This is a genomic window from Nocardioides coralli, assembly GCF_019880385.1.
Taxonomy (GTDB): domain Bacteria; phylum Actinomycetota; class Actinomycetes; order Propionibacteriales; family Nocardioidaceae; genus Nocardioides; species Nocardioides coralli.
The window spans coordinates 2,357,223-2,373,104 of sequence record NZ_CP082273.1 but is presented as its reverse complement, the minus strand read 5'-3'; the positions used below and the strand labels follow the sequence as shown (position 1 = coordinate 2,373,104).

Annotated in this window: 19 protein-coding genes; 15 read left to right on the top strand and 4 right to left on the bottom strand. The window is 71.5% G+C overall.

What is annotated here, in order from left to right:
* From trmD to K6T13_RS11570, 5 genes are all read left to right on the top strand, one after another.
* Entirely contained in the window at window positions 1-1,122 is a 1,122-nt protein-coding gene (trmD, locus tag K6T13_RS11590; RefSeq protein WP_222894726.1) for a tRNA (guanosine(37)-N1)-methyltransferase TrmD, read from the top strand.
* A gap of 203 nt (window positions 1,123-1,325) precedes the next feature.
* The gene (gene rplS / locus K6T13_RS11585; protein WP_222894725.1) at window positions 1,326-1,676 is read left to right on the top strand and encodes a 50S ribosomal protein L19; all 351 of its coding nucleotides are present in this window, start codon (window positions 1,326-1,328) and stop codon (window positions 1,674-1,676) included.
* A gap of 36 nt (window positions 1,677-1,712) precedes the next feature.
* On the top strand, window positions 1,713-2,495 hold the full coding sequence (gene lepB, locus K6T13_RS11580; protein WP_249423755.1) for a signal peptidase I: 783 nt from the start codon (window positions 1,713-1,715) through the stop codon (window positions 2,493-2,495).
* Complete coding sequence (locus tag K6T13_RS11575) at window positions 2,495-3,259, top strand: ribonuclease HII (RefSeq protein WP_222894724.1); 765 nt, start codon at window positions 2,495-2,497, stop codon at window positions 3,257-3,259. The genes lepB and K6T13_RS11575 overlap by 1 nt, the downstream gene beginning before the upstream one ends.
* Window positions 3,256-3,564 (top strand): DUF2469 domain-containing protein, encoded by a 309-nt coding sequence (locus tag K6T13_RS11570; protein WP_222894723.1) that lies wholly within the window; start codon window positions 3,256-3,258, stop codon window positions 3,562-3,564. Before K6T13_RS11575 ends, K6T13_RS11570 begins: the two co-directional genes overlap by 4 nt.
* 12 nt (window positions 3,565-3,576) lie before the next feature.
* Here K6T13_RS11570 and K6T13_RS11565 read toward each other — a convergent pair whose 3' ends face one another.
* Genes K6T13_RS11565 through K6T13_RS11555 form a run of 3 tightly spaced genes read right to left on the bottom strand, consistent with a single transcriptional unit; the run spans window position 3,577 to window position 5,650 of the window.
* Window positions 3,577-4,734 (bottom strand): Tad domain-containing protein, encoded by a 1,158-nt coding sequence (locus K6T13_RS11565; RefSeq protein ID WP_222894722.1) that lies wholly within the window; start codon window positions 4,732-4,734, stop codon window positions 3,577-3,579.
* The gene (locus K6T13_RS11560) at window positions 4,731-5,135 is read right to left on the bottom strand and encodes a TadE family protein (protein WP_222894721.1); all 405 of its coding nucleotides are present in this window, start codon (window positions 5,133-5,135) and stop codon (window positions 4,731-4,733) included. Before K6T13_RS11560 ends, K6T13_RS11565 begins: the two co-directional genes overlap by 4 nt.
* Window positions 5,135-5,650 carry a TadE family protein gene (locus K6T13_RS11555; RefSeq protein ID WP_222894720.1) on the bottom strand — a complete coding sequence of 172 codons (516 nt, stop codon included), beginning with the start codon at window positions 5,648-5,650 and terminating at the stop codon, window positions 5,135-5,137. The genes K6T13_RS11560 and K6T13_RS11555 overlap by 1 nt, the downstream gene beginning before the upstream one ends.
* A 250-nt stretch (window positions 5,651-5,900) precedes the next feature.
* Between K6T13_RS11555 and K6T13_RS11550 the strand changes: the two genes are divergently transcribed.
* The 4 genes from K6T13_RS11550 to K6T13_RS11535 are packed head-to-tail and all read left to right on the top strand — an operon-like array spanning window position 5,901 to window position 9,972.
* Window positions 5,901-6,281, top strand: coding sequence for a YraN family protein (locus K6T13_RS11550; RefSeq protein ID WP_222894719.1), 381 nt, complete (start codon window positions 5,901-5,903; stop codon window positions 6,279-6,281).
* On the top strand, window positions 6,281-7,870 hold the full coding sequence (locus K6T13_RS11545) for a YifB family Mg chelatase-like AAA ATPase (RefSeq protein WP_222894718.1): 1,590 nt from the start codon (window positions 6,281-6,283) through the stop codon (window positions 7,868-7,870). The genes K6T13_RS11550 and K6T13_RS11545 overlap by 1 nt, the downstream gene beginning before the upstream one ends.
* Window positions 7,867-9,015: a DNA-processing protein DprA gene (gene dprA / locus K6T13_RS11540; RefSeq protein ID WP_222894717.1), complete on the top strand. Its 1,149-nt coding sequence runs from the start codon at window positions 7,867-7,869 to the stop codon at window positions 9,013-9,015. The genes K6T13_RS11545 and dprA overlap by 4 nt, the downstream gene beginning before the upstream one ends.
* An 18-nt stretch (window positions 9,016-9,033) precedes the next feature.
* A complete protein-coding gene (locus tag K6T13_RS11535; protein WP_222894716.1) occupies window positions 9,034-9,972 on the top strand; it encodes a tyrosine recombinase XerC in 939 nt (312 codons plus the stop codon).
* A gap of 9 nt (window positions 9,973-9,981) precedes the next feature.
* On the opposite strand, the gene K6T13_RS11530 is transcribed toward K6T13_RS11535, so the two are convergent.
* On the bottom strand, window positions 9,982-10,566 hold the full coding sequence (locus tag K6T13_RS11530; protein WP_249423754.1) for a peptidoglycan DD-metalloendopeptidase family protein: 585 nt from the start codon (window positions 10,564-10,566) through the stop codon (window positions 9,982-9,984).
* Window positions 10,567-10,983: 417 nt separating this feature from the next.
* Here K6T13_RS11530 and rpsB point away from each other — a divergent pair, with 417 nt between their 5' ends.
* The 6 genes from rpsB (at window position 10,984) to K6T13_RS11495 (ending at window position 15,865) form a co-directional block, all read left to right on the top strand.
* Entirely contained in the window at window positions 10,984-12,204 is a 1,221-nt protein-coding gene (gene rpsB, locus K6T13_RS11525; RefSeq protein WP_346729088.1) for a 30S ribosomal protein S2, sunset domain variant, read from the top strand.
* Window positions 12,205-12,258: 54 nt separating this feature from the next.
* Window positions 12,259-13,068 (top strand): translation elongation factor Ts, encoded by an 810-nt coding sequence (gene tsf / locus K6T13_RS11515; RefSeq protein WP_222894714.1) that lies wholly within the window; start codon window positions 12,259-12,261, stop codon window positions 13,066-13,068.
* A gap of 182 nt (window positions 13,069-13,250) precedes the next feature.
* A complete protein-coding gene (gene pyrH / locus K6T13_RS11510; RefSeq protein WP_249423753.1) occupies window positions 13,251-13,961 on the top strand; it encodes a UMP kinase in 711 nt (236 codons plus the stop codon).
* 45 nt (window positions 13,962-14,006) lie between these two features.
* The gene (gene frr / locus K6T13_RS11505; RefSeq protein WP_222898269.1) at window positions 14,007-14,561 is read left to right on the top strand and encodes a ribosome recycling factor; all 555 of its coding nucleotides are present in this window, start codon (window positions 14,007-14,009) and stop codon (window positions 14,559-14,561) included.
* A gap of 7 nt (window positions 14,562-14,568) precedes the next feature.
* Window positions 14,569-15,432, top strand: a complete 864-nt coding sequence (locus tag K6T13_RS11500; RefSeq protein ID WP_222894712.1) for a phosphatidate cytidylyltransferase — start codon at window positions 14,569-14,571, stop codon at window positions 15,430-15,432.
* A gap of 73 nt (window positions 15,433-15,505) precedes the next feature.
* Window positions 15,506-15,865 carry a hypothetical protein gene (locus tag K6T13_RS11495; protein WP_222894711.1) on the top strand — a complete coding sequence of 120 codons (360 nt, stop codon included), beginning with the start codon at window positions 15,506-15,508 and terminating at the stop codon, window positions 15,863-15,865.
* The last annotated feature ends 17 nt before the right edge of the window (window positions 15,866-15,882 follow it).

Sequence of the window (15,882 nt, the reverse complement as noted above, 5' to 3'; positions counted from 1 at the left end):
ATGCGGATCGACGTCGTCTCGATCTTCCCCGCCTACCTGGGGCCGCTCCGGCTGTCGCTGCCGGGCAAGGCGGTGGAGGCCGGCCTGCTGCAGCTCGCCGTGCACGACCTGCGGGACTGGACCCACGACCGGCACCGGACCGTCGACGACACCCCGTACGGCGGTGGGGCCGGCATGGTGATGAAGCCCGAGCCGTGGGGCGAGGCGCTCGACGAGCTGCTCGGCGAGGGGTCGACGTTGGTCGTGCCGACGCCGTCGGGCCGGCCCCTCGACCAGGCACTGGCCCGCGAGCTGGCCGGGCGCGACCACCTCGTGCTCGCCTGTGGCCGTTACGAGGGGATCGACCAGCGCGTGGTGGACCACTACGCGGCCGACCACGACGTCCTCGAGGTCTCCATCGGCGACTACGTCCTCAACGGTGGCGAGGCGGCGGCGCTGGTGATCAGCGAGGCGGTCGTCAGGCTGCTGCCGGGGTTCATGGGCAATGCCGAGTCGCTGGTGGAGGAGTCTCACGAGGCCGGACTGCTCGAGTACCCCGTCTACACCCGCCCGGCCCGGTGGCGCGACCTCGAGGTGCCCCCCGTGCTGCTCGGGGGCGACCACGCGGCGATCGCCCGCTGGCGGCACGACCAGGCCCTACGGCGGACGGCGCAGCGGCGTCCCGACCTGGCCCACCCGGCCCGGGCCGTCGACGCCGGCCAGCTCGCGGGTCACGTCTCACTCGTGACGCCTGCGGACGTCGGTGAGCTGACGACGCTGCAGTGGGCGTGCTTCGACCCCGACCTCCGCGAGGAGCCGGAGGCGCTGGCGCGCGACCTGCACGACGGCACGTCGTTCGTCGTGCGCGTGGCCGGCCGTGCGATCGGCGCGGTGCGCGGCGTCCAGCTCGACGACGAGTGGCGGATCAGCCTGCTGATGGTGGCGCCCGACGTGCGGGGCCGCGGCGTGGGCCGGTTCCTCCTCGGGCACGTGGAGGACGCCGCACCGCAGTCGGTGGCGACGTACTCCCTGCTGACGCGGGGGCACGACGCGCGGCTGGCCCGGTTCTGGCGCAAGGCCGGCTACCGTTCGGGCGGCGAGGAGTCACCGGGCGTGCGGCGCATGGTCAAGGCCGCCCACTGAGTCGGATTTCACTCCGACCCGCGCCTCTGGCAGACTTGCCCACTGGCCCGGTCGGCCACATCCGGATCCCCCGAGGGCAGCGCCCAGCAGGGGTTCCTGCGTCAGGTTCCTGCCACAGGGGGAGCCTGCGCCTTGGCCACACGACCGGCCACCAGCGTGATCAACGATTCCGCGGCTGACCTGTGGCACCCGTGAGGAGAACCATGAGCAACGTCATCGCCGATCTCGGCAACGCCATCAAGCGTGACGACGTCCCCGACTTCCGCGCCGGCGACACCGTCAACGTCCACGTCAAGGTCGTGGAGGGCAGCCGGTCCCGCGTCCAGCAGTTCCAGGGCGTCGTGATCCGTGTCCACGGCTCCGGCGTCGGCCGCACCTTCACGGTCCGCAAGGTCTCCTTCGGCGTGGGTGTCGAGCGGACCTTCCCGCTCCACTCGCCCATCTTCGAGAAGATCGAGGTCGTCACCCGCGGTGACGTCCGGCGGGCCAAGCTCTACTACCTGCGCAACCTGCGCGGCAAGGCCGCGAAGATCAAGGAGCGGCGCGAGGGCTGACCCTCGGGTCAGACATCCGCTGGCTACGCTCTGCGCGTGACCTCCGACGACCGCGGCACTGCGCCCTCCGTCCCCGGTGACGGGCCCAGGCCGCGGTCGTCGCATGCTGCCCGCCGCAAGCACATGCCCCTGTGGCAGGAGACGATCCTGCTGCTGGCGATGGCGCTCGGGCTGGCGGTGCTCATCAAGGCCGTGCTCGTCCAGGCTTTCTACATCCCCTCGGAGTCGATGGAGCCCGGCCTGATCCGCAACGACCGGATCCTGGTCCAGAAGGTCTCCTACTGGTTCGGCGGCGAGCCGGAACGCGGCGACGTCGTCGTCTTCCAGGACCCGGGGGGCTGGCTCGTCGGGGCCGACACCGTGGGCCCCACCAACCCCTTCGCGCGTGTGATGGCCACCGTCGGCCTCTACCCCGAGGGTGGTCACCTCGTGAAGCGCGTCGTCGGTGTGGGCGGCGACACCATCGAGTGCTGCGACAACCAGGGTCGGATCGCGGTCAACGGCGAGCCCCTCGAGGAGGACGGCTACATCCGGCGCAAGGGGCTCCAGTGCAACGGCCCCCGGGGCAACCCGACGTGCGGGTGGACGGCCGGGCCCGTCCCCGAGGGCCACGTCTTCGTGATGGGCGACAACCGGGGCCACTCCGCGGACTCGACGGCCCACATGTGCCGCAAGGACGAGACCGACTGCGTGCCAGGTGACGAGTTCGTCCCCGTCGACCTGGTCGTGGGCAAGGTCTTCGTGCTGCTGTGGCCCTTCGACCGTTTCGACTGGATCGGCAGCCCCGACTCGTTCGAGGCCGTGCCCGACGGCTCCTGATGTCCGACCTGCCGCGGGGGATGACCGTCCGGCGGGACGCCGGGCTCTACGGTTACGAGCGGGCGCTGCGGCGTGCCGGGCTCGACCCGATCGCCGGCGTCGACGAGGCCGGCCGGGGTGCCTGCGCCGGACCGCTCGTCGCCGGCGCCGCGATCCTCCCGGCCGGGAAGGCCGGGATCGTGCCGGGCCTGGCCGACTCCAAGCTGCTGACGGCTGCCGCCCGGGAGCGCTGCTACGCCCAGGTGGTGAAGCGGGCCGTCGCCTGGTCGGTCGTGGTGCTCCCCGCCGAGGAGTGCGACCGGCTCGGGATGCACGTCGCCAACGTGGAGGCGCTGCGCCGGGCAGTCGCGCTGCTGGAGCTGCCGCCCGCCTACGTGCTCACCGACGGGTTCCCCGTCGACGGGCTCGGCGTCCCCGGGCTGGCGGTGTGGAAGGGGGACCGGGTCGCCGCCTGCATCGCGGCCGCCAGCGTGCTGGCCAAGGTCACCCGCGACCGGATCATGACCGGGCTGGACGAGCGCTACCCGGCGTACGACTTCAAGACGCACAAGGGCTACATCACCGACGTGCACAGCGCCGCCCTCACCCAGCACGGGCCGTGCCCCGAGCACCGGATGCGCTTCGTCAATGTGCGGCGGGCCGCGGGGATCGAAGCTCCGGCTCCGATGCAGAATGGGGACCCTGAAGCGGACCTCGTGCGGATCGAGCCGCACACGCAGGTCGAGCTTGTCGAGACCCCCTGGGGCGAGGAGGAGAGACCGTGAGCGCCGAGGACCTCGAGAAGTACGAGACCGAGATGGAGCTCCACCTCTACCGCGAGTACCGCGACGTGGTGGGGATCTTTAAGTACGTGGTCGAGACCGACCGCCGCTTCTACCTGTGCAACCAGGTCGACGTGAAGGCGCGCACCGAGTCGGGGGACGTGTTCTTCGAGGTGTCCATGAGCGACGCCTGGGTCTGGGACATGTACCGACCCGCCCGGTTCGCCAAGAACGTCAAGGTGCTGACGTTCAAGGACGTCAACGTCGAGGAGCTCTCGCCCTCCGACATCGACCCGCCGAAGGGCTGAGCCGCCGGCGCCTCAGCGCACCAGGGTGATGCCGGAGGTGCCGCCCCCGAGCGTCGAGTAGTTCGTCAGCGAGAAGTTCGACCCGGCGACGTACAGCGTCTTGGCGAGGAACGCCGCGTTCATCGTGTGGTTGGATCCCTCGACCTTGGCCCAGCCGTTGGGGGCGTACATGATCCCGTTGATCGTGTTGTTGGAGCCGTTGAGGGAGAACGCCTCGTTGTTGTCGCAGCCGCTGGTGCGGTTGCCCCAGGCGGCCAGCCCTTGTTCCCGCGCCGTGATGTTCACGCCGCTGGCGCTGATGGTGACGTGGCCGCCGGCGACGAACGTGTAGGACCCGCTGATGGTTCCGCCGCTGAGGATGATGTTGCCGTTGGCGACGTAGGTCCCGGGGGCGAGGGTTCCGCTGGAATGGGTGAAGTTGCCGCTGTACCACTTGTAGTTGGGCTCGCTCGTCGAGCGCGTGCCCCCGTCGGTGGTCGGCCTGAAGTCAGCCATGTTGAAGGTTGCGGGCATCGTGCGGACAGACGTCTTCGAGGGGTTGCTGGCGCTGGGATTCCAGTTGATCTTGTTGCTGTCCTTGACCTGGTCGACGTAGGTGCCCTGGCCGAAGACGTTGTTGTTACCGCCGAACTTGATCTCGTCGTTGCTGTGGATGCCACCCGTGACCGTGGAGTTGGACCCCGACCACTCGAAGGACTTGTCGCCGCAGTTCGTGCTGTCGGCGTAGAGGGCCGGCAGGGTCACCGCCGTCGAGCAGCTCGCGTTGGCGACGGCCGCGAGCTGGGAGCTGATCTGGCTGCCACTCACGAGGACGCCCATGAAGCGTCCCTTGGTCGTGGAGGTCACGTCGACGCGCCAGCCCTCGGCGCTGGAGGCGCCCTGCGGCGTGACCGTGGCGGTGTAGCCGTTGGCGCTCGCGACGGCGTTGGCGGCGGCCGTGGCGTCAGCCTGGGCTGCGACGGCGGTCTTGGTCTTGAGGCTCTCGCAGTAGGTGTAGACCGCGCTGAGCGCCGCGTTGTCGGCCACGCCCTGGGCCCGGGCCCGGTCCGACCGCGTCATGCCGAGGTCGATGGCGAAGGCGAGGATGCCCATGAACACGACGATCGACGCCGCCACGATGATGGCGACGGCGCCGCGGTCGGTACGGCTCCGTCGTCGCAACCGCCTCATGACGTCAGCTCCGTGCACGTGCCCGACGACAGCCTGCCGGAGGTCATCTTGGTCTCGATGGCGAACGGCTGGCTGAAGAACGCGCCGAGCAGGATCGTGGGCGAGGTGTGGCTGATGGTCACCCGTGGCCCGGGGCCGGCGGGACAGGTGATCTTGATGTCGCTGTTGGCGAGGTTGGTCAACGTCACCACTTCCTTGGCGCGCTGTCGCGCGAGCGAGGGCTGGGTCGGGTTGCGGGCGGCAATGGCGGCGCCCTCCTGCGCGGCCTCCTCCATCTGGGCTCGCAGGGCGATGGCGAGACCGAGGTCGACGACGCCGCCGACGATCAGGAACAGGATCGGGATGACCAGCGCCAGCTCGACCGCGGCGGCTCCGCGGGTGCCCCGACGTCGTCGCGCCATCACGGGGTGCTCCCGAGGTAGAGGGAGCGCTCGTTGCGCGCGTCCAGCGTGATGGGGCTGAGCGGCACCAGGGGGAGGTTGAAGTCCATGGTCCTCTCGACCACGACGATGACCTTGTCGCCGTCCTTCAGCGACGGAGTCGTGGAGGGATTGCAGGTCGGGGTCGCCGTCGGGGAGGCGGAGGGGCTGGCGCTGGGGGCGTAGAGCTCGTAGCTCACCTTGACGTTCGCCGTCGACAGGTTGAGGTCCGGCACCTTGGCGACGGCGGCCTGTCGGATGGCGCCGCAGTTGCGGAACTGGGGGACGCCTGTCGGTGAGCCGGTCACGCTGAGGCCGGTCCCGACACCGAACCGGGCGCCTTCGCGGCTGGCCGCCGAGACGCCCTGCTGGATCCACACGGCACGTCCGAACTCGAAGATGCCGAAGACCAGCATGAAGAAGATGACCGCGACGAGGGCGAACTCGACCGCCGAGGCGCCGCGGGCGCCACGGTGTGGACGGGGGGCCAGTCTCACGTCGTCACTCCTCGGCCTGCGTGTGGGGGGCCGCAAGCCATTCGTCATTCTTGCCGACCGCTCCCGGCGTGCGCAGCAAAGTGGCGGAACTGGTCCTGAAGGAGCCTCCGGGGGTCGCCAACGGTCCGCTGGACGACTGGACCACCAGTCGTCCACAGCGGCTGTGTCCCCGTCGTGCTCCCCAGCCAGGTGCATCGAGCTCCGTCGGTGTCGCCGCGGCGGACGACGCTGACGGCATGGAGGTCGGCACATGACAGGCACGACGACACGGCAGCAGGGTCACAACAAGGCCCTCGGCGACTACGGAGAGCGGGTGGCGGCGCGCCACCTGGCCGAGCGCGGGATGGTGGAGCTCGATCGCAACTGGCGCTGCGACGAGGGTGAGATCGACCTGGTCCTCCGGGACGCGGACGAGCTGGTGGTGTGCGAGGTCAAGACCCGCACCACCCTCGACCACGGCACACCCCACGAGGCGGTCTCCGCCGAGAAGCTGCAGCGGCTGCGGCGGCTGGCGGTCCGCTGGGCGGAGCGCCAGGGGCTGGTGGGCGTGCCCGTGCGGGTGGACCTCGTGGCCGTGCTCCAACCGGGCAAGGGCCGCGCCCTGGTCGAGCACGTCAGGGGGATCGGCTGATGCCCGTCGCCTCCACCCCCACGATCGCCCTCGACGGGGCGGTCGGCCACCTGGTCGACGTCCAGGCTGACGTGTCGCCGGGCCAGGCCGGCCTCACCATGGTCGGGCGCTGCGACGTGTCGCTGAACCAGGCGCACCACCGCTGCCAGATGGCGGTCCACAACACCGGCCTGCCCTGGCCGACGTCCAAGCGGGTCACGATCCTGCTCTCGCCGGCCGACCTGCCCAAGCGGGGCACCCACTTCGACCTCGCCATCGCGCTGGCCGTCCTCAAGGCCGACCGGCTGATCCCCGAGGTGGACGTGAACGGATCCGTGTTCGTCGGGGAGCTCACGCTCAACGGTGGGCTCCGTGCGGTGCCGGGCGTGCTCCCGATGACGCTGGCCGCCAGCCGGCGGGGCATCCGTCGCGTGTTCGTCCCGGAGCCACAGGCGCACGAGGCGGCGATGGTCCCCGACGTCGAGGTGCTGGGCGTCCGTTCCCTGGGGCAGGTGCTCGCCCAGCTGACCGGCAGCGAGGTGCCGGAGGCGCCCCCGGTGGCGCCGATGTCCGCGGAACGGCTGCTCTCCTGGCGCGGTCAGGGGCGTCTCGACGAGGTCGACATGGCCGACGTCCTCGGGATGCCTGACGCACGCTACGCCGTGGAGGTGGCGGCGGCGGGAGGCCACCACCTGCTGCTGAGCGGTCCCAAGGGGTGCGGCAAGACGACGCTCGCCGAGCGGCTACCCACGATCCTCCCGGACCTGACGCTGGAGGAGTCGATCGAGGTGACGGCCCTGCACTCGCTCGCGGGCGCGCTGGAGGAGGGCGACGGGCTGATCACCCGGCCGCCCTTCGCGGGCCCCCACCACGACGCCAGCAAGGCGAGCATCGTCGGCGGCGGCTCTGGTCGCGTCCGCCCCGGCGAGATCAGTCGGGCCCACTGCGGAGTGCTGCTGCTCGACGAGTTCCCGCTGCTACGGACGGATGTCATCGACGCCCTGCGCCAGCCGCTCGAGAGCGGCGAGGTCACCATTGCCCGGGGTGACGACACGGTGACCTACCCCGCCCGCGGCCTCGTGGTCTTCGCCGCGAACCCCTGCCCCTGCGGCGACTACCGCCCCACGGCGGGCGGCAACCGCTGCACCTGCCGCGAGGTGCAGCGGCAGGACTACCGCCGGCGGGTCCGCGGCCCGATCACGGACCGGATCGACATCACCCGTCACCTCGAGCCGCTGCAGCCGCACGACGCCCGCGACCGGTTCGCCGCACCGGAGTCCTCCAGCACGGTCCGGGCGCGCGTGACGACGGCACGCACCCGGCAGGCCGAGCGCTTCGCGGGCCGCGGTTGGCGTCTCAACGGCCAGACCCCGGGGCCTGCCCTGACCAAGGAGTGGCCGTTGACCGCGGAGGCGCAGGCGGTGATCGACGACCAGATGTACCGCGGGCTGCTGAGCCGCCGGGGGGCGACGCGGGTGCACCGCATGGCGTGGACGGTGGCGGACCTCCGCGGCGCACCGACGCCCTCGGTGGCCGACGCCCGCACCGCGTTGCTGCTGCGAACCGGCGAGCCCCTGGGGTCGGAGACGTTGCGACGGGTGGCGTCGTGACCGACGAGCGCCTCGCGCGGGCGGCCCTGTGCCGGCTGACGGAGCCCGCTGACCCCCGGGTGACTCGCGCCCTGGCGCAGGTGGGCGCGGTGCGCCTCTACGAGGACGTGCTGGCCAACCGGTCCACCGACGACCTCGTGGCCGACGCGGCCGGCCGGCTGACGCGGCTGGACCCCGCCCGCGAGCTCGAGCAGGCCGCGACCCGCGGCATCAGGTTCCTGGTCCCGGGTGACACCGAGTGGCCGACGCAGCTCGACGACCTCGACCACGCCCCCAGCGTGTCCGACCTCGGCGGCCGCCCCATCGGGCTCTGGGTGCGGGGTCCGCAGCGGCTCGACGAGGTGGGCGGATCGGTCGCCGTGGTCGGCTCACGGTCGGCGACGGCGTACGGCGAGAGCGTGGCCCGCGAGCTCGGCGCCGGCGTCGCCCGTGCCGGCCGCTGCCTGGTCTCCGGGGCGGCCTTCGGGATCGACCAGGCCGCCCACCGCGGCGCGCTCGCGCTCGATGGGGCGTCGGTGGCGGTTCTCGCCTGCGGGGCGGACCGCCCCTACCCGGTCGAGCACCGAGCCCTCATCGACCACCTCGCCGCCACCGGAGCGGTGGTGTCCGAGCTCCCGCCCGGGTGCGCCCCCCTGCCCGTCCGGTTCCTCGCCCGCAACCGGATCATCGCGGCCCTCACCTGCGGCACCGTCGTGGTCGAGGCGGCGATCCGCAGCGGCGCACTCAACACGGCCGCCTGGGCGACCAGTCTCAGCCGCCCCCTCATGGGGGTGCCCGGCCCGGTCACGAGCGCCCCCTCTCAGGGCGTTCACCAGTGGATCCGCAGCGGGGCCGCCAGCCTGGTGACCGGTCCGGCCGACCTGCTGGAGATGGTCGGCGGTGCGGGGGAGCACCTCGTCGACGTCCCCCGGGCGCCCGAGCGGCCGCGCGACCGGCTCACCCGTCGGCACCGCCAGGTGCTCGAGGCGGTGCCGGTGCGCCACCCGGCGGGCCTGGAGTCGATCGCCGCGACCGCCGGCATCGCCCTGCTCCACACACAGACAGCGTTGACCTATCTCGCCGAGCGCGACTTCGTCGTCCGCGACGCCGCGGGGTGGCGGCTGGGTCGGCGTGGTCGCTCCGACCTCCCGGGATCGGCGCGATGACCCGCCTAGGCTCGCCCCATGAGCGAGGAGTCTGGCGAGGCAGACCTCCCTGAGGCCTTCACCCGGGTGCTCGGCGACTACGAGCGCCACCTCGTGTCCGAGCGGGACCTGTCGTCACACACGGTGCGCGGATACCTCGGCGACCTCGTCTCCATGCTCGACCACGCCCACCGGCTGGGCCTGTCGTCGCTCGACGAGCTCGACCTGCGGACCCTGCGCAGCTGGCTGGCCAACCAGCAGACCCGGGGACGGTCGCGGACCACCCTGGCACGGCGTGCGACCGCCGTGCGGGTGTTCACCGCCTGGCTGGCCCGGACCGGCCGGACCACGACCGACGCCGGTGCCAGCCTGGGATCGCCGAGGGCGCTCAAGACGCTGCCCGCGGTGCTGCGGCCCGACGAGGCGAGGGCGTTGGTGGAAGCGGCGGCCGCCCTGGCCGACGACGGCAGCCCGCTCGGCCTGCGCGACGTGGCGATGCTCGAGCTGCTCTATGCGACAGGCGTGCGGGTGGGGGAGCTGGTCGGGCTCGACATCGACGACCTCGACCGTGACCGGCAGGTGGTCCGGGTGTTCGGCAAGGGCCGCAAGGAGCGCACGGTGCCCTACGGTCACCCGGCCGACCGCGCCCTTGCACGGTGGCTCGAGGCCGGGAGGCCCGCACTCAGGGTGGAGGGCTCGGGCGCGGCGCTCTTCCTCGGGGCCCGAGGGCGCCGCATCGACCAGCGCGCCGTCCGAACCCTCGTCCACCGGCGGCTGGCCGACGTCCCGGGAGCACCGGACCTCGGTCCGCACGGACTCCGGCACACGGCCGCCACCCACCTGCTGGAGGGAGGTGCGGACCTCCGCTCCGTCCAGGAGCTGCTCGGCCACGCCTCCCTGGCCACGACGCAGCTCTACACGCACGTCACCACCGACCGGCTGCGCCGGGCCTTCCAGCAGGCGCACCCGCGCGCATGAGCGCCGAGCTCAACGCAGCACGCCGGGCCGCAGCAGGTGCGCGAGCGGTCTCCAGGTGACGTAGAGCGACTCGACGGTCGGCCCGGGATCTCGCTCCGCGCCGGCCGGGAGGCCGTCGAGGGGGAGCAGCCGGACCGGGCCCCCGCCGACCAGTTTCAGCGGGTCGAGGTAGGTCGTCCCGCGGATCCAGCCCCAGTGGAGACAGGCCCGGGGGAAGCAGTGTGATCCGGGGAGCTCGAGGATGCCGACGACCCCACCTGCGGGCACCGCGGTTCCGCGCTCGAGCGTCGCAGCGACGGGCTCGTAGGTGGTCCGGGTCGCCCCGTGGTCGACCGTGACGACCCCGCGTCCCGCGATCATGCCGACGAACGACACGGTGCCCGGCAGGGCGGCCCGGACCCGCTGGCCAGGCGTCCCGAGCAGGTCGACCCCGCGGTGACCGGCGCCCCACGTCGACTCGGGCGGGTCGAAGCCGGCCACCACCTCGGGTGTGGGGGAGAGGGGCCACTCGCCGACCGGGTCGGGGACGGCGTACGCCGCAGGGGTGGCTGTCACGGCCACCAGGACCGCGACCGCCAGGGCTGTCGATCTCATGGGGCCGACCATCCACGTCGGCGCCGGTACCGGGCCAGACCCGGGTCCGCGGCTGTGCACACCAGCGACCCGGAGGGTGGCTGTGGGCAGAAGCCGGTCCCCGAGCCGAGGATGCCCGGATTGGCGGCCCGAGCGTGACCTCGACTACGCTGGCCGACAGCAATCCACTCGTGGATTGACTTCGCACGTTCACCGACCGCGACGGGGCTCTTCCTGGCTCCGACCGCCCGTGGGCGTCGATCCTCGGTCCCGGTCAGCCGACCGGGTCGGATCGCGCGTGGACGTCAGGGCCGAGGGCACCCGCCCGAGGCAGGAACTGAACACCAATGCAGAGCGCGTGAACCGGCTCGGCCTCCTGTGCTGACAGTGCAAGGCCGGGCGCCAACGGCGAGCCGCTCGCGACCACAGGAGATCCCCATGGCAGTCGTCACCATGCGCCAGCTGCTCGAGAGCGGCGTCCACTTCGGTCACCAGACCCGTCGCTGGAACCCGAAGATGAAGCGCTTCATCATGACCGAGCGCAACGGCATCTACATCATCGACCTGCAGCAGTCGCTGGCCTACATCGACAGCTCCTACGCCTTCATCAAGGAGACCGTCGCCAAGGGCGGCACCGTGATGTTCGTCGGCACCAAGAAGCAGGCCCAGGAGGCGATCGCCGAGCAGGCGACCCGCGTCGGGATGCCCTACGTCAACCAGCGCTGGCTCGGTGGCATGCTGACCAACTTCCAGACCGTGCACCAGCGGATCAACCGCCTCAAGGAGCTCGACGAGATCGACTTCGACGACGTGGCGGGCAGCAGCCGCACCAAGAAGGAGCTGCTGCAGCTGCGCCGTGAGCGCGACAAGCTCGAGAAGTCGCTCGGTGGTATCCGCGAGATGTCCCGCACCCCCGCCGCCGTCTGGATCGTCGACACCAACAAGGAGCACCTGGCGGTCGAGGAGGCGCGCAAGCTGCGCATCCCGATCGTGGGGATCCTCGACTCCAACTGCGACCCGGACCTCGTCGACTTCCCCATCCCGGGCAACGACGACGCGATCCGCGCGGTCGGCCTGCTCACCCGCGTCGTCGCCGACGCGGTGGCCGAGGGCCTGATCGCCCGCTCCGGCGCCAAGTCCGGCGAGGGCGAGGGCTCGGCGACGCCGGGTGCCGAGGAGCCGCTGGCCGAGTGGGAGCGCGAGCTGCTCGAGGGCGACGCCGACAAGGCGGCCGTGGCGGCCACCGGCGGTGACGCCGCCACCGAGGACACCCCGGCCGCCGAGGCGACCGGTGCCAGCACGGAGGGCAAGGCTGCCGCCGAGGCCGCGACCGAGGCCCCCGCCGCCGAGGCCGCGACCGAGGCCCCCGCCGCCCAGGCCGCGACCGAGGCCACCGACGAGACCCCCGCGTCCGACGAGACCTCCGCGTCCGACGACGCGGCCGAGGGTGAGTTCGGGCCCGACTCCGCGGCTCCCCTCGAGAGCGGTGAGGCGCCGGAGGGCTTCGAGATCAAGGGCAACAAGACCTCGAAGAAGTTCCACGCCCCGTCGAGCCCCTGGTACGACCGGACCAACGCCGAGGTGTGGTTCCGCACCGCCGAGGCCGCCGAGAAGGCCGGGTTCGTGAACGCCGAGGCCAAGGCCGAGGAGAAGGCCTGACCCAGGCCGAGGCACCCGCCACCACCACCCACACGACTGCGAGGAAGAGGACACATGGCGATCTCCGCCGCTGACGTCAAGAAGCTCCGTGAGCTCACCGGCGCGGGCATGATGGACTGCAAGAAGGCCCTGGAGGAGGCCGGCGGCGACTTCGACAAGGCCGCCGAGCTGATCCGGGTCAAGCTGGGCAAGAAGATGGCGGCCCGCGGCGCCGAGCGCGAGGCCTCGGCCGGTCTCGTCGCCACCGCCGGTGGTGCCCTGGTCGAGCTCAACTGCGAGACCGACTTCGTCGCCAAGGGCGACGAGTTCGTCGCGGCCGCCCGCCAGATCGCCGAGGCCGCCGACGCGGCCAAGGCCGGCGACGCCGAGGCGCTCAAGGCCGTCCAGATCGGTGACAAGACCGTGGCCGAGGTCGTCGAGGGCCTGGGCATGACCATCGGCGAGAAGATCGAGCTGGGCCGAGTGGCCTACTTCGAGGGCGAGGTCGTGTCCTACATGCACAAGCGCGCGGCCGACCTGCCGCCCGCCGTCGGCGTCCTCGTCGAGTACGCCGGTGACGAGGAGGGTGCCCGCGGCGTCGCGATGCAGATCGCGGCCATGCGGCCCAAGTACCTCACCCGCGACGAGGTCCCCGCGGACGTCGTCGAGAAGGAGCGCTCCATCGCCGAGGCCACCTCGCGCGAGGAGGGCAAGCCGGAGCAGGCGATCGCCAAGATCACCGAGGGTCGCCTCAACGGCTTCTTCAAGGAGGTCGTCCTGCTCGAGCAGCCGTCGGTCACGGAGTCCAAGAAGACCGTCCAGGCGGTCCTCGACGAGGCAGGCACCAGCGTCAGCCGCTTCGTGCGGTTCGAGGTGGGCGCCTGACCGGGTCGCGGCACGATCGGTGACCCGGACCTGCCGGTAGGGTTCACCCACCGCCACATCAGGCAACCGAAGGAGGCCGGTCCGATGGAGCACGACGCGTTCATCGGACCGGCCTCCTTCGCGTCCACGGCATGCAGCACAGGCATCACCACAGGCACCGACGGTGCGGGAAAGGCACGGCAGTGACGGCGTACAAGCGGGTCCTCCTCAAGCTCTCCGGCGAGGTGTTCGGCGGTGGCCGCGTGGGGGTCGACCCCGACGTGGTCTCCCAGGTCGCCCACGAGATCGCGGCAGTCGCCCGCCAGGGCGTCGGGGTGAGCATCGTGGTCGGCGGCGGCAACTTCTTCCGCGGCGCCGAGATGCAGCAACGAGGCATGGACCGGGCGCGCGCCGACTACATGGGCATGCTCGGCACCGTCATGAACTGCCTCGCGCTCCAGGACTTCCTGGAGAAGGAGGGCGTCGAGACCCGCGTGCAGACAGCCATCACGATGGGCCAGGTCGCCGAGCCCTACATCCCGCGGCGGGCGATGCGCCACCTCGAGAAGGGGCGCGTCGTCATCTTCGGCGCCGGCGCGGGGATGCCGTTCTTCTCCACCGACACCGTCGCGGCGCAGCGGGCGCTGGAGACCCGCTGCGAGGTGGTGCTGATGGCCAAGCAGGGCGTGGACGGCGTCTACACCGCCGACCCCCGGGTCGACCCCACGGCGACCAAGCTCGACCACGTCACCTTCCAGGACGCCCTCCAGCAGGGGTTGCGCATCGCCGACGCCACGGCGTTCGCCCTCTGCATGGAGAACAAGATGCCGATGATCGTCTTCGGGGCCGAGGAGGAGGGCGCCATCGCCCGGATCGTGCAGGGTGAGAAGATCGGCACACTGGTCAGTGACTGACCGCTGGCCCCGCCGCACCGACGAGCGACACAGGAGTACGCCGTGATCAACCAGATCCTCAACGAGGCCGACCAGAAGATGGACAAGTCGGTCGAGGCGACCCGTGAGGAGTTCGGGACGATCCGGGCCGGACGGGCTCACCCGAGCATGTTCAGCAAGATCATGGTTGACTACTACGGGACGCCGACGCCGCTGCAGCAGCTGGCCTCGTTCACGGCTCCCGAGGCGCGCGTGATCATCATCGCGCCCTACGACATGGGCGCCATGGCCAACATCGAGAAGGCCATCCGCGACTCCGACCTCGGCGTCAACCCGGCCAACGACGGCAAGGTGCTCCGGTGCGTGTTCCCGGAACTGACCGAGGAGCGGCGCAAGGAGTTCATCAAGGTCGCCAAGCAGAAGGCCGAGGACGGCCGGGTCGCGGTGCGCAACCTGCGGCGCCACGCCAAGCAGGGCCTGGAGAAGCTCGGCTCCGACGGCGAGGTCGGCCAGGACGACGTCACCGGCGCGGAGAAGAAGCTGGACGCCATCACCAAGCGCCACACCGACACCATCGACGAGCTCCTCAAGCACAAGGAGTCCGAGCTCCTCGAGGTCTGACACCCCGATGACCGACACCCCCGCCCCCGCGAAGGACCACGGGCGCGCCGGACGCAACCTGCCCGCTGCCTTCGCCTCCGCGTTCGTGCTGCTGGCCGCGATCGCGACATCCCTGGTCTTCTGGAAGACGGCGTTCCTCCTCGTCGTCGCGGCTGCCGTCGTCGTCGCGGTCTGGGAGCTCCACCAGGGCATGCTCGCCAAGGGCATCGACGTGCCCGAGCAGCCGCTCATGGTGGGCGGCGTGGTCATGGTGGTCGTCGCCTACTTCTTCGGCGCAGCGGCGCTGGTCACCGCCACCGCCGTGACCGCGCTGGCGATCATGCTGTGGCTGCTCCGCCGTGGGGTCCAGGGCTACGTCGGCAACGCCACCGCGGCGGTCTTCACGCTGGTCTACGTCCCCTTCCTCGGGTCGTTCGTGGCGCTCCTGCTCGCCGAGGGTGGGACGACCGACGTCGAGCGCTGGGACGACGGAGTGCGCGGCATCATCGTCTTCATCCTCGTGACGATCGCCTCCGACATCGGCGGGTACGTCGCCGGGGTGCTGTTCGGCCGCCACCCGATGGCACCGGTGATCTCCCCCAAGAAGTCGTGGGAGGGCTTCGCCGGCTCGGCGCTGTTCTGCGTCGTCGCCGGCTGGCTGCTGGTGGTCTACCTGCTCGACGGTCGGGCCTGGGTCGGCGTCGTGCTCGGCCTGATCGCCGTGGTCATGGCGACCCTCGGCGACCTGTGCGAGTCGGTGATCAAGCGCGACCTCGGCGTCAAGGACATGAGCTCGGTCATCCCGGGCCACGGCGGCCTCATGGACCGGCTCGACTCGCTGCTGGCGACCATCGCGCCGATCTGGCTGCTCCTGCACTACACCGTCTTCTGACGGCGCGGGAGGGCCGACACCCGGTGGTCGCGCCGGGTGCGGCGGGGGAGTGCCGGCGCCGTACGCTGGGTCCATGAGCGACACCGAGGCGCAGCCCACCGCACGGGCGCGGCCCGAGGACCACCACTGGTGGGACTGGTGGCACGAGTCGCACCCGACGTTCGCCGCGCTCGCCGGCTTCTTCAGCGGCATGGTGTTCGTCACCGCGGTCCCCGGAGGGTTCGCAGCAGTGCTCCGGCTGCTGTTCCACTACGAGACGGCCACCGAGCTGTTCCCGTTCGTGCTGCTGTTCTTCCTGCTGCCCTTCGGCATGCTCTTCCGCCGGCGTACCCGCCGCTTCGCGCAGTTCATGTGGCTCGGAATCGCGGTGACGGCGGTCGTGGTGCTCGGCGTGACGTCCCTGGTGCTCTACGTGATGGTCCAGCAGCAGTAGCCGACGAATCGGCCCCG

What these genes read in the sequence shown, in the direction of transcription:
- K6T13_RS11575 (WP_222894724.1), top strand. Translation starts at nt 2,495, where the DNA reads ATGTCCGACCTGCCGCGGGGGATGACCGTCCGGCGGGACGCCGGGCTC.
- K6T13_RS11530 (WP_249423754.1), bottom strand. Translation starts at nt 10,566, where the DNA reads ATGAGATCGACAGCCCTGGCGGTCGCGGTCCTGGTGGCCGTGACAGCC.
- rpsB (WP_346729088.1), top strand. Translation starts at nt 10,984, where the DNA reads ATGGCAGTCGTCACCATGCGCCAGCTGCTCGAGAGCGGCGTCCACTTC.
- K6T13_RS11500 (WP_222894712.1), top strand. Translation starts at nt 14,569, where the DNA reads ATGACCGACACCCCCGCCCCCGCGAAGGACCACGGGCGCGCCGGACGC.
- rplS (WP_222894725.1), top strand. Translation starts at nt 1,326, where the DNA reads ATGAGCAACGTCATCGCCGATCTCGGCAACGCCATCAAGCGTGACGAC.
- K6T13_RS11535 (WP_222894716.1), top strand. Translation starts at nt 9,034, where the DNA reads ATGAGCGAGGAGTCTGGCGAGGCAGACCTCCCTGAGGCCTTCACCCGG.
- K6T13_RS11545 (WP_222894718.1), top strand. Translation starts at nt 6,281, where the DNA reads ATGCCCGTCGCCTCCACCCCCACGATCGCCCTCGACGGGGCGGTCGGC.
- K6T13_RS11560 (WP_222894721.1), bottom strand. Translation starts at nt 5,135, where the DNA reads ATGGCGCGACGACGTCGGGGCACCCGCGGAGCCGCCGCGGTCGAGCTG.
- trmD (WP_222894726.1), top strand. Translation starts at nt 1, where the DNA reads ATGCGGATCGACGTCGTCTCGATCTTCCCCGCCTACCTGGGGCCGCTC.
- K6T13_RS11495 (WP_222894711.1), top strand. Translation starts at nt 15,506, where the DNA reads ATGAGCGACACCGAGGCGCAGCCCACCGCACGGGCGCGGCCCGAGGAC.
- K6T13_RS11565 (WP_222894722.1), bottom strand. Translation starts at nt 4,734, where the DNA reads ATGAGGCGGTTGCGACGACGGAGCCGTACCGACCGCGGCGCCGTCGCC.
- tsf (WP_222894714.1), top strand. Translation starts at nt 12,259, where the DNA reads ATGGCGATCTCCGCCGCTGACGTCAAGAAGCTCCGTGAGCTCACCGGC.
- K6T13_RS11550 (WP_222894719.1), top strand. Translation starts at nt 5,901, where the DNA reads ATGACAGGCACGACGACACGGCAGCAGGGTCACAACAAGGCCCTCGGC.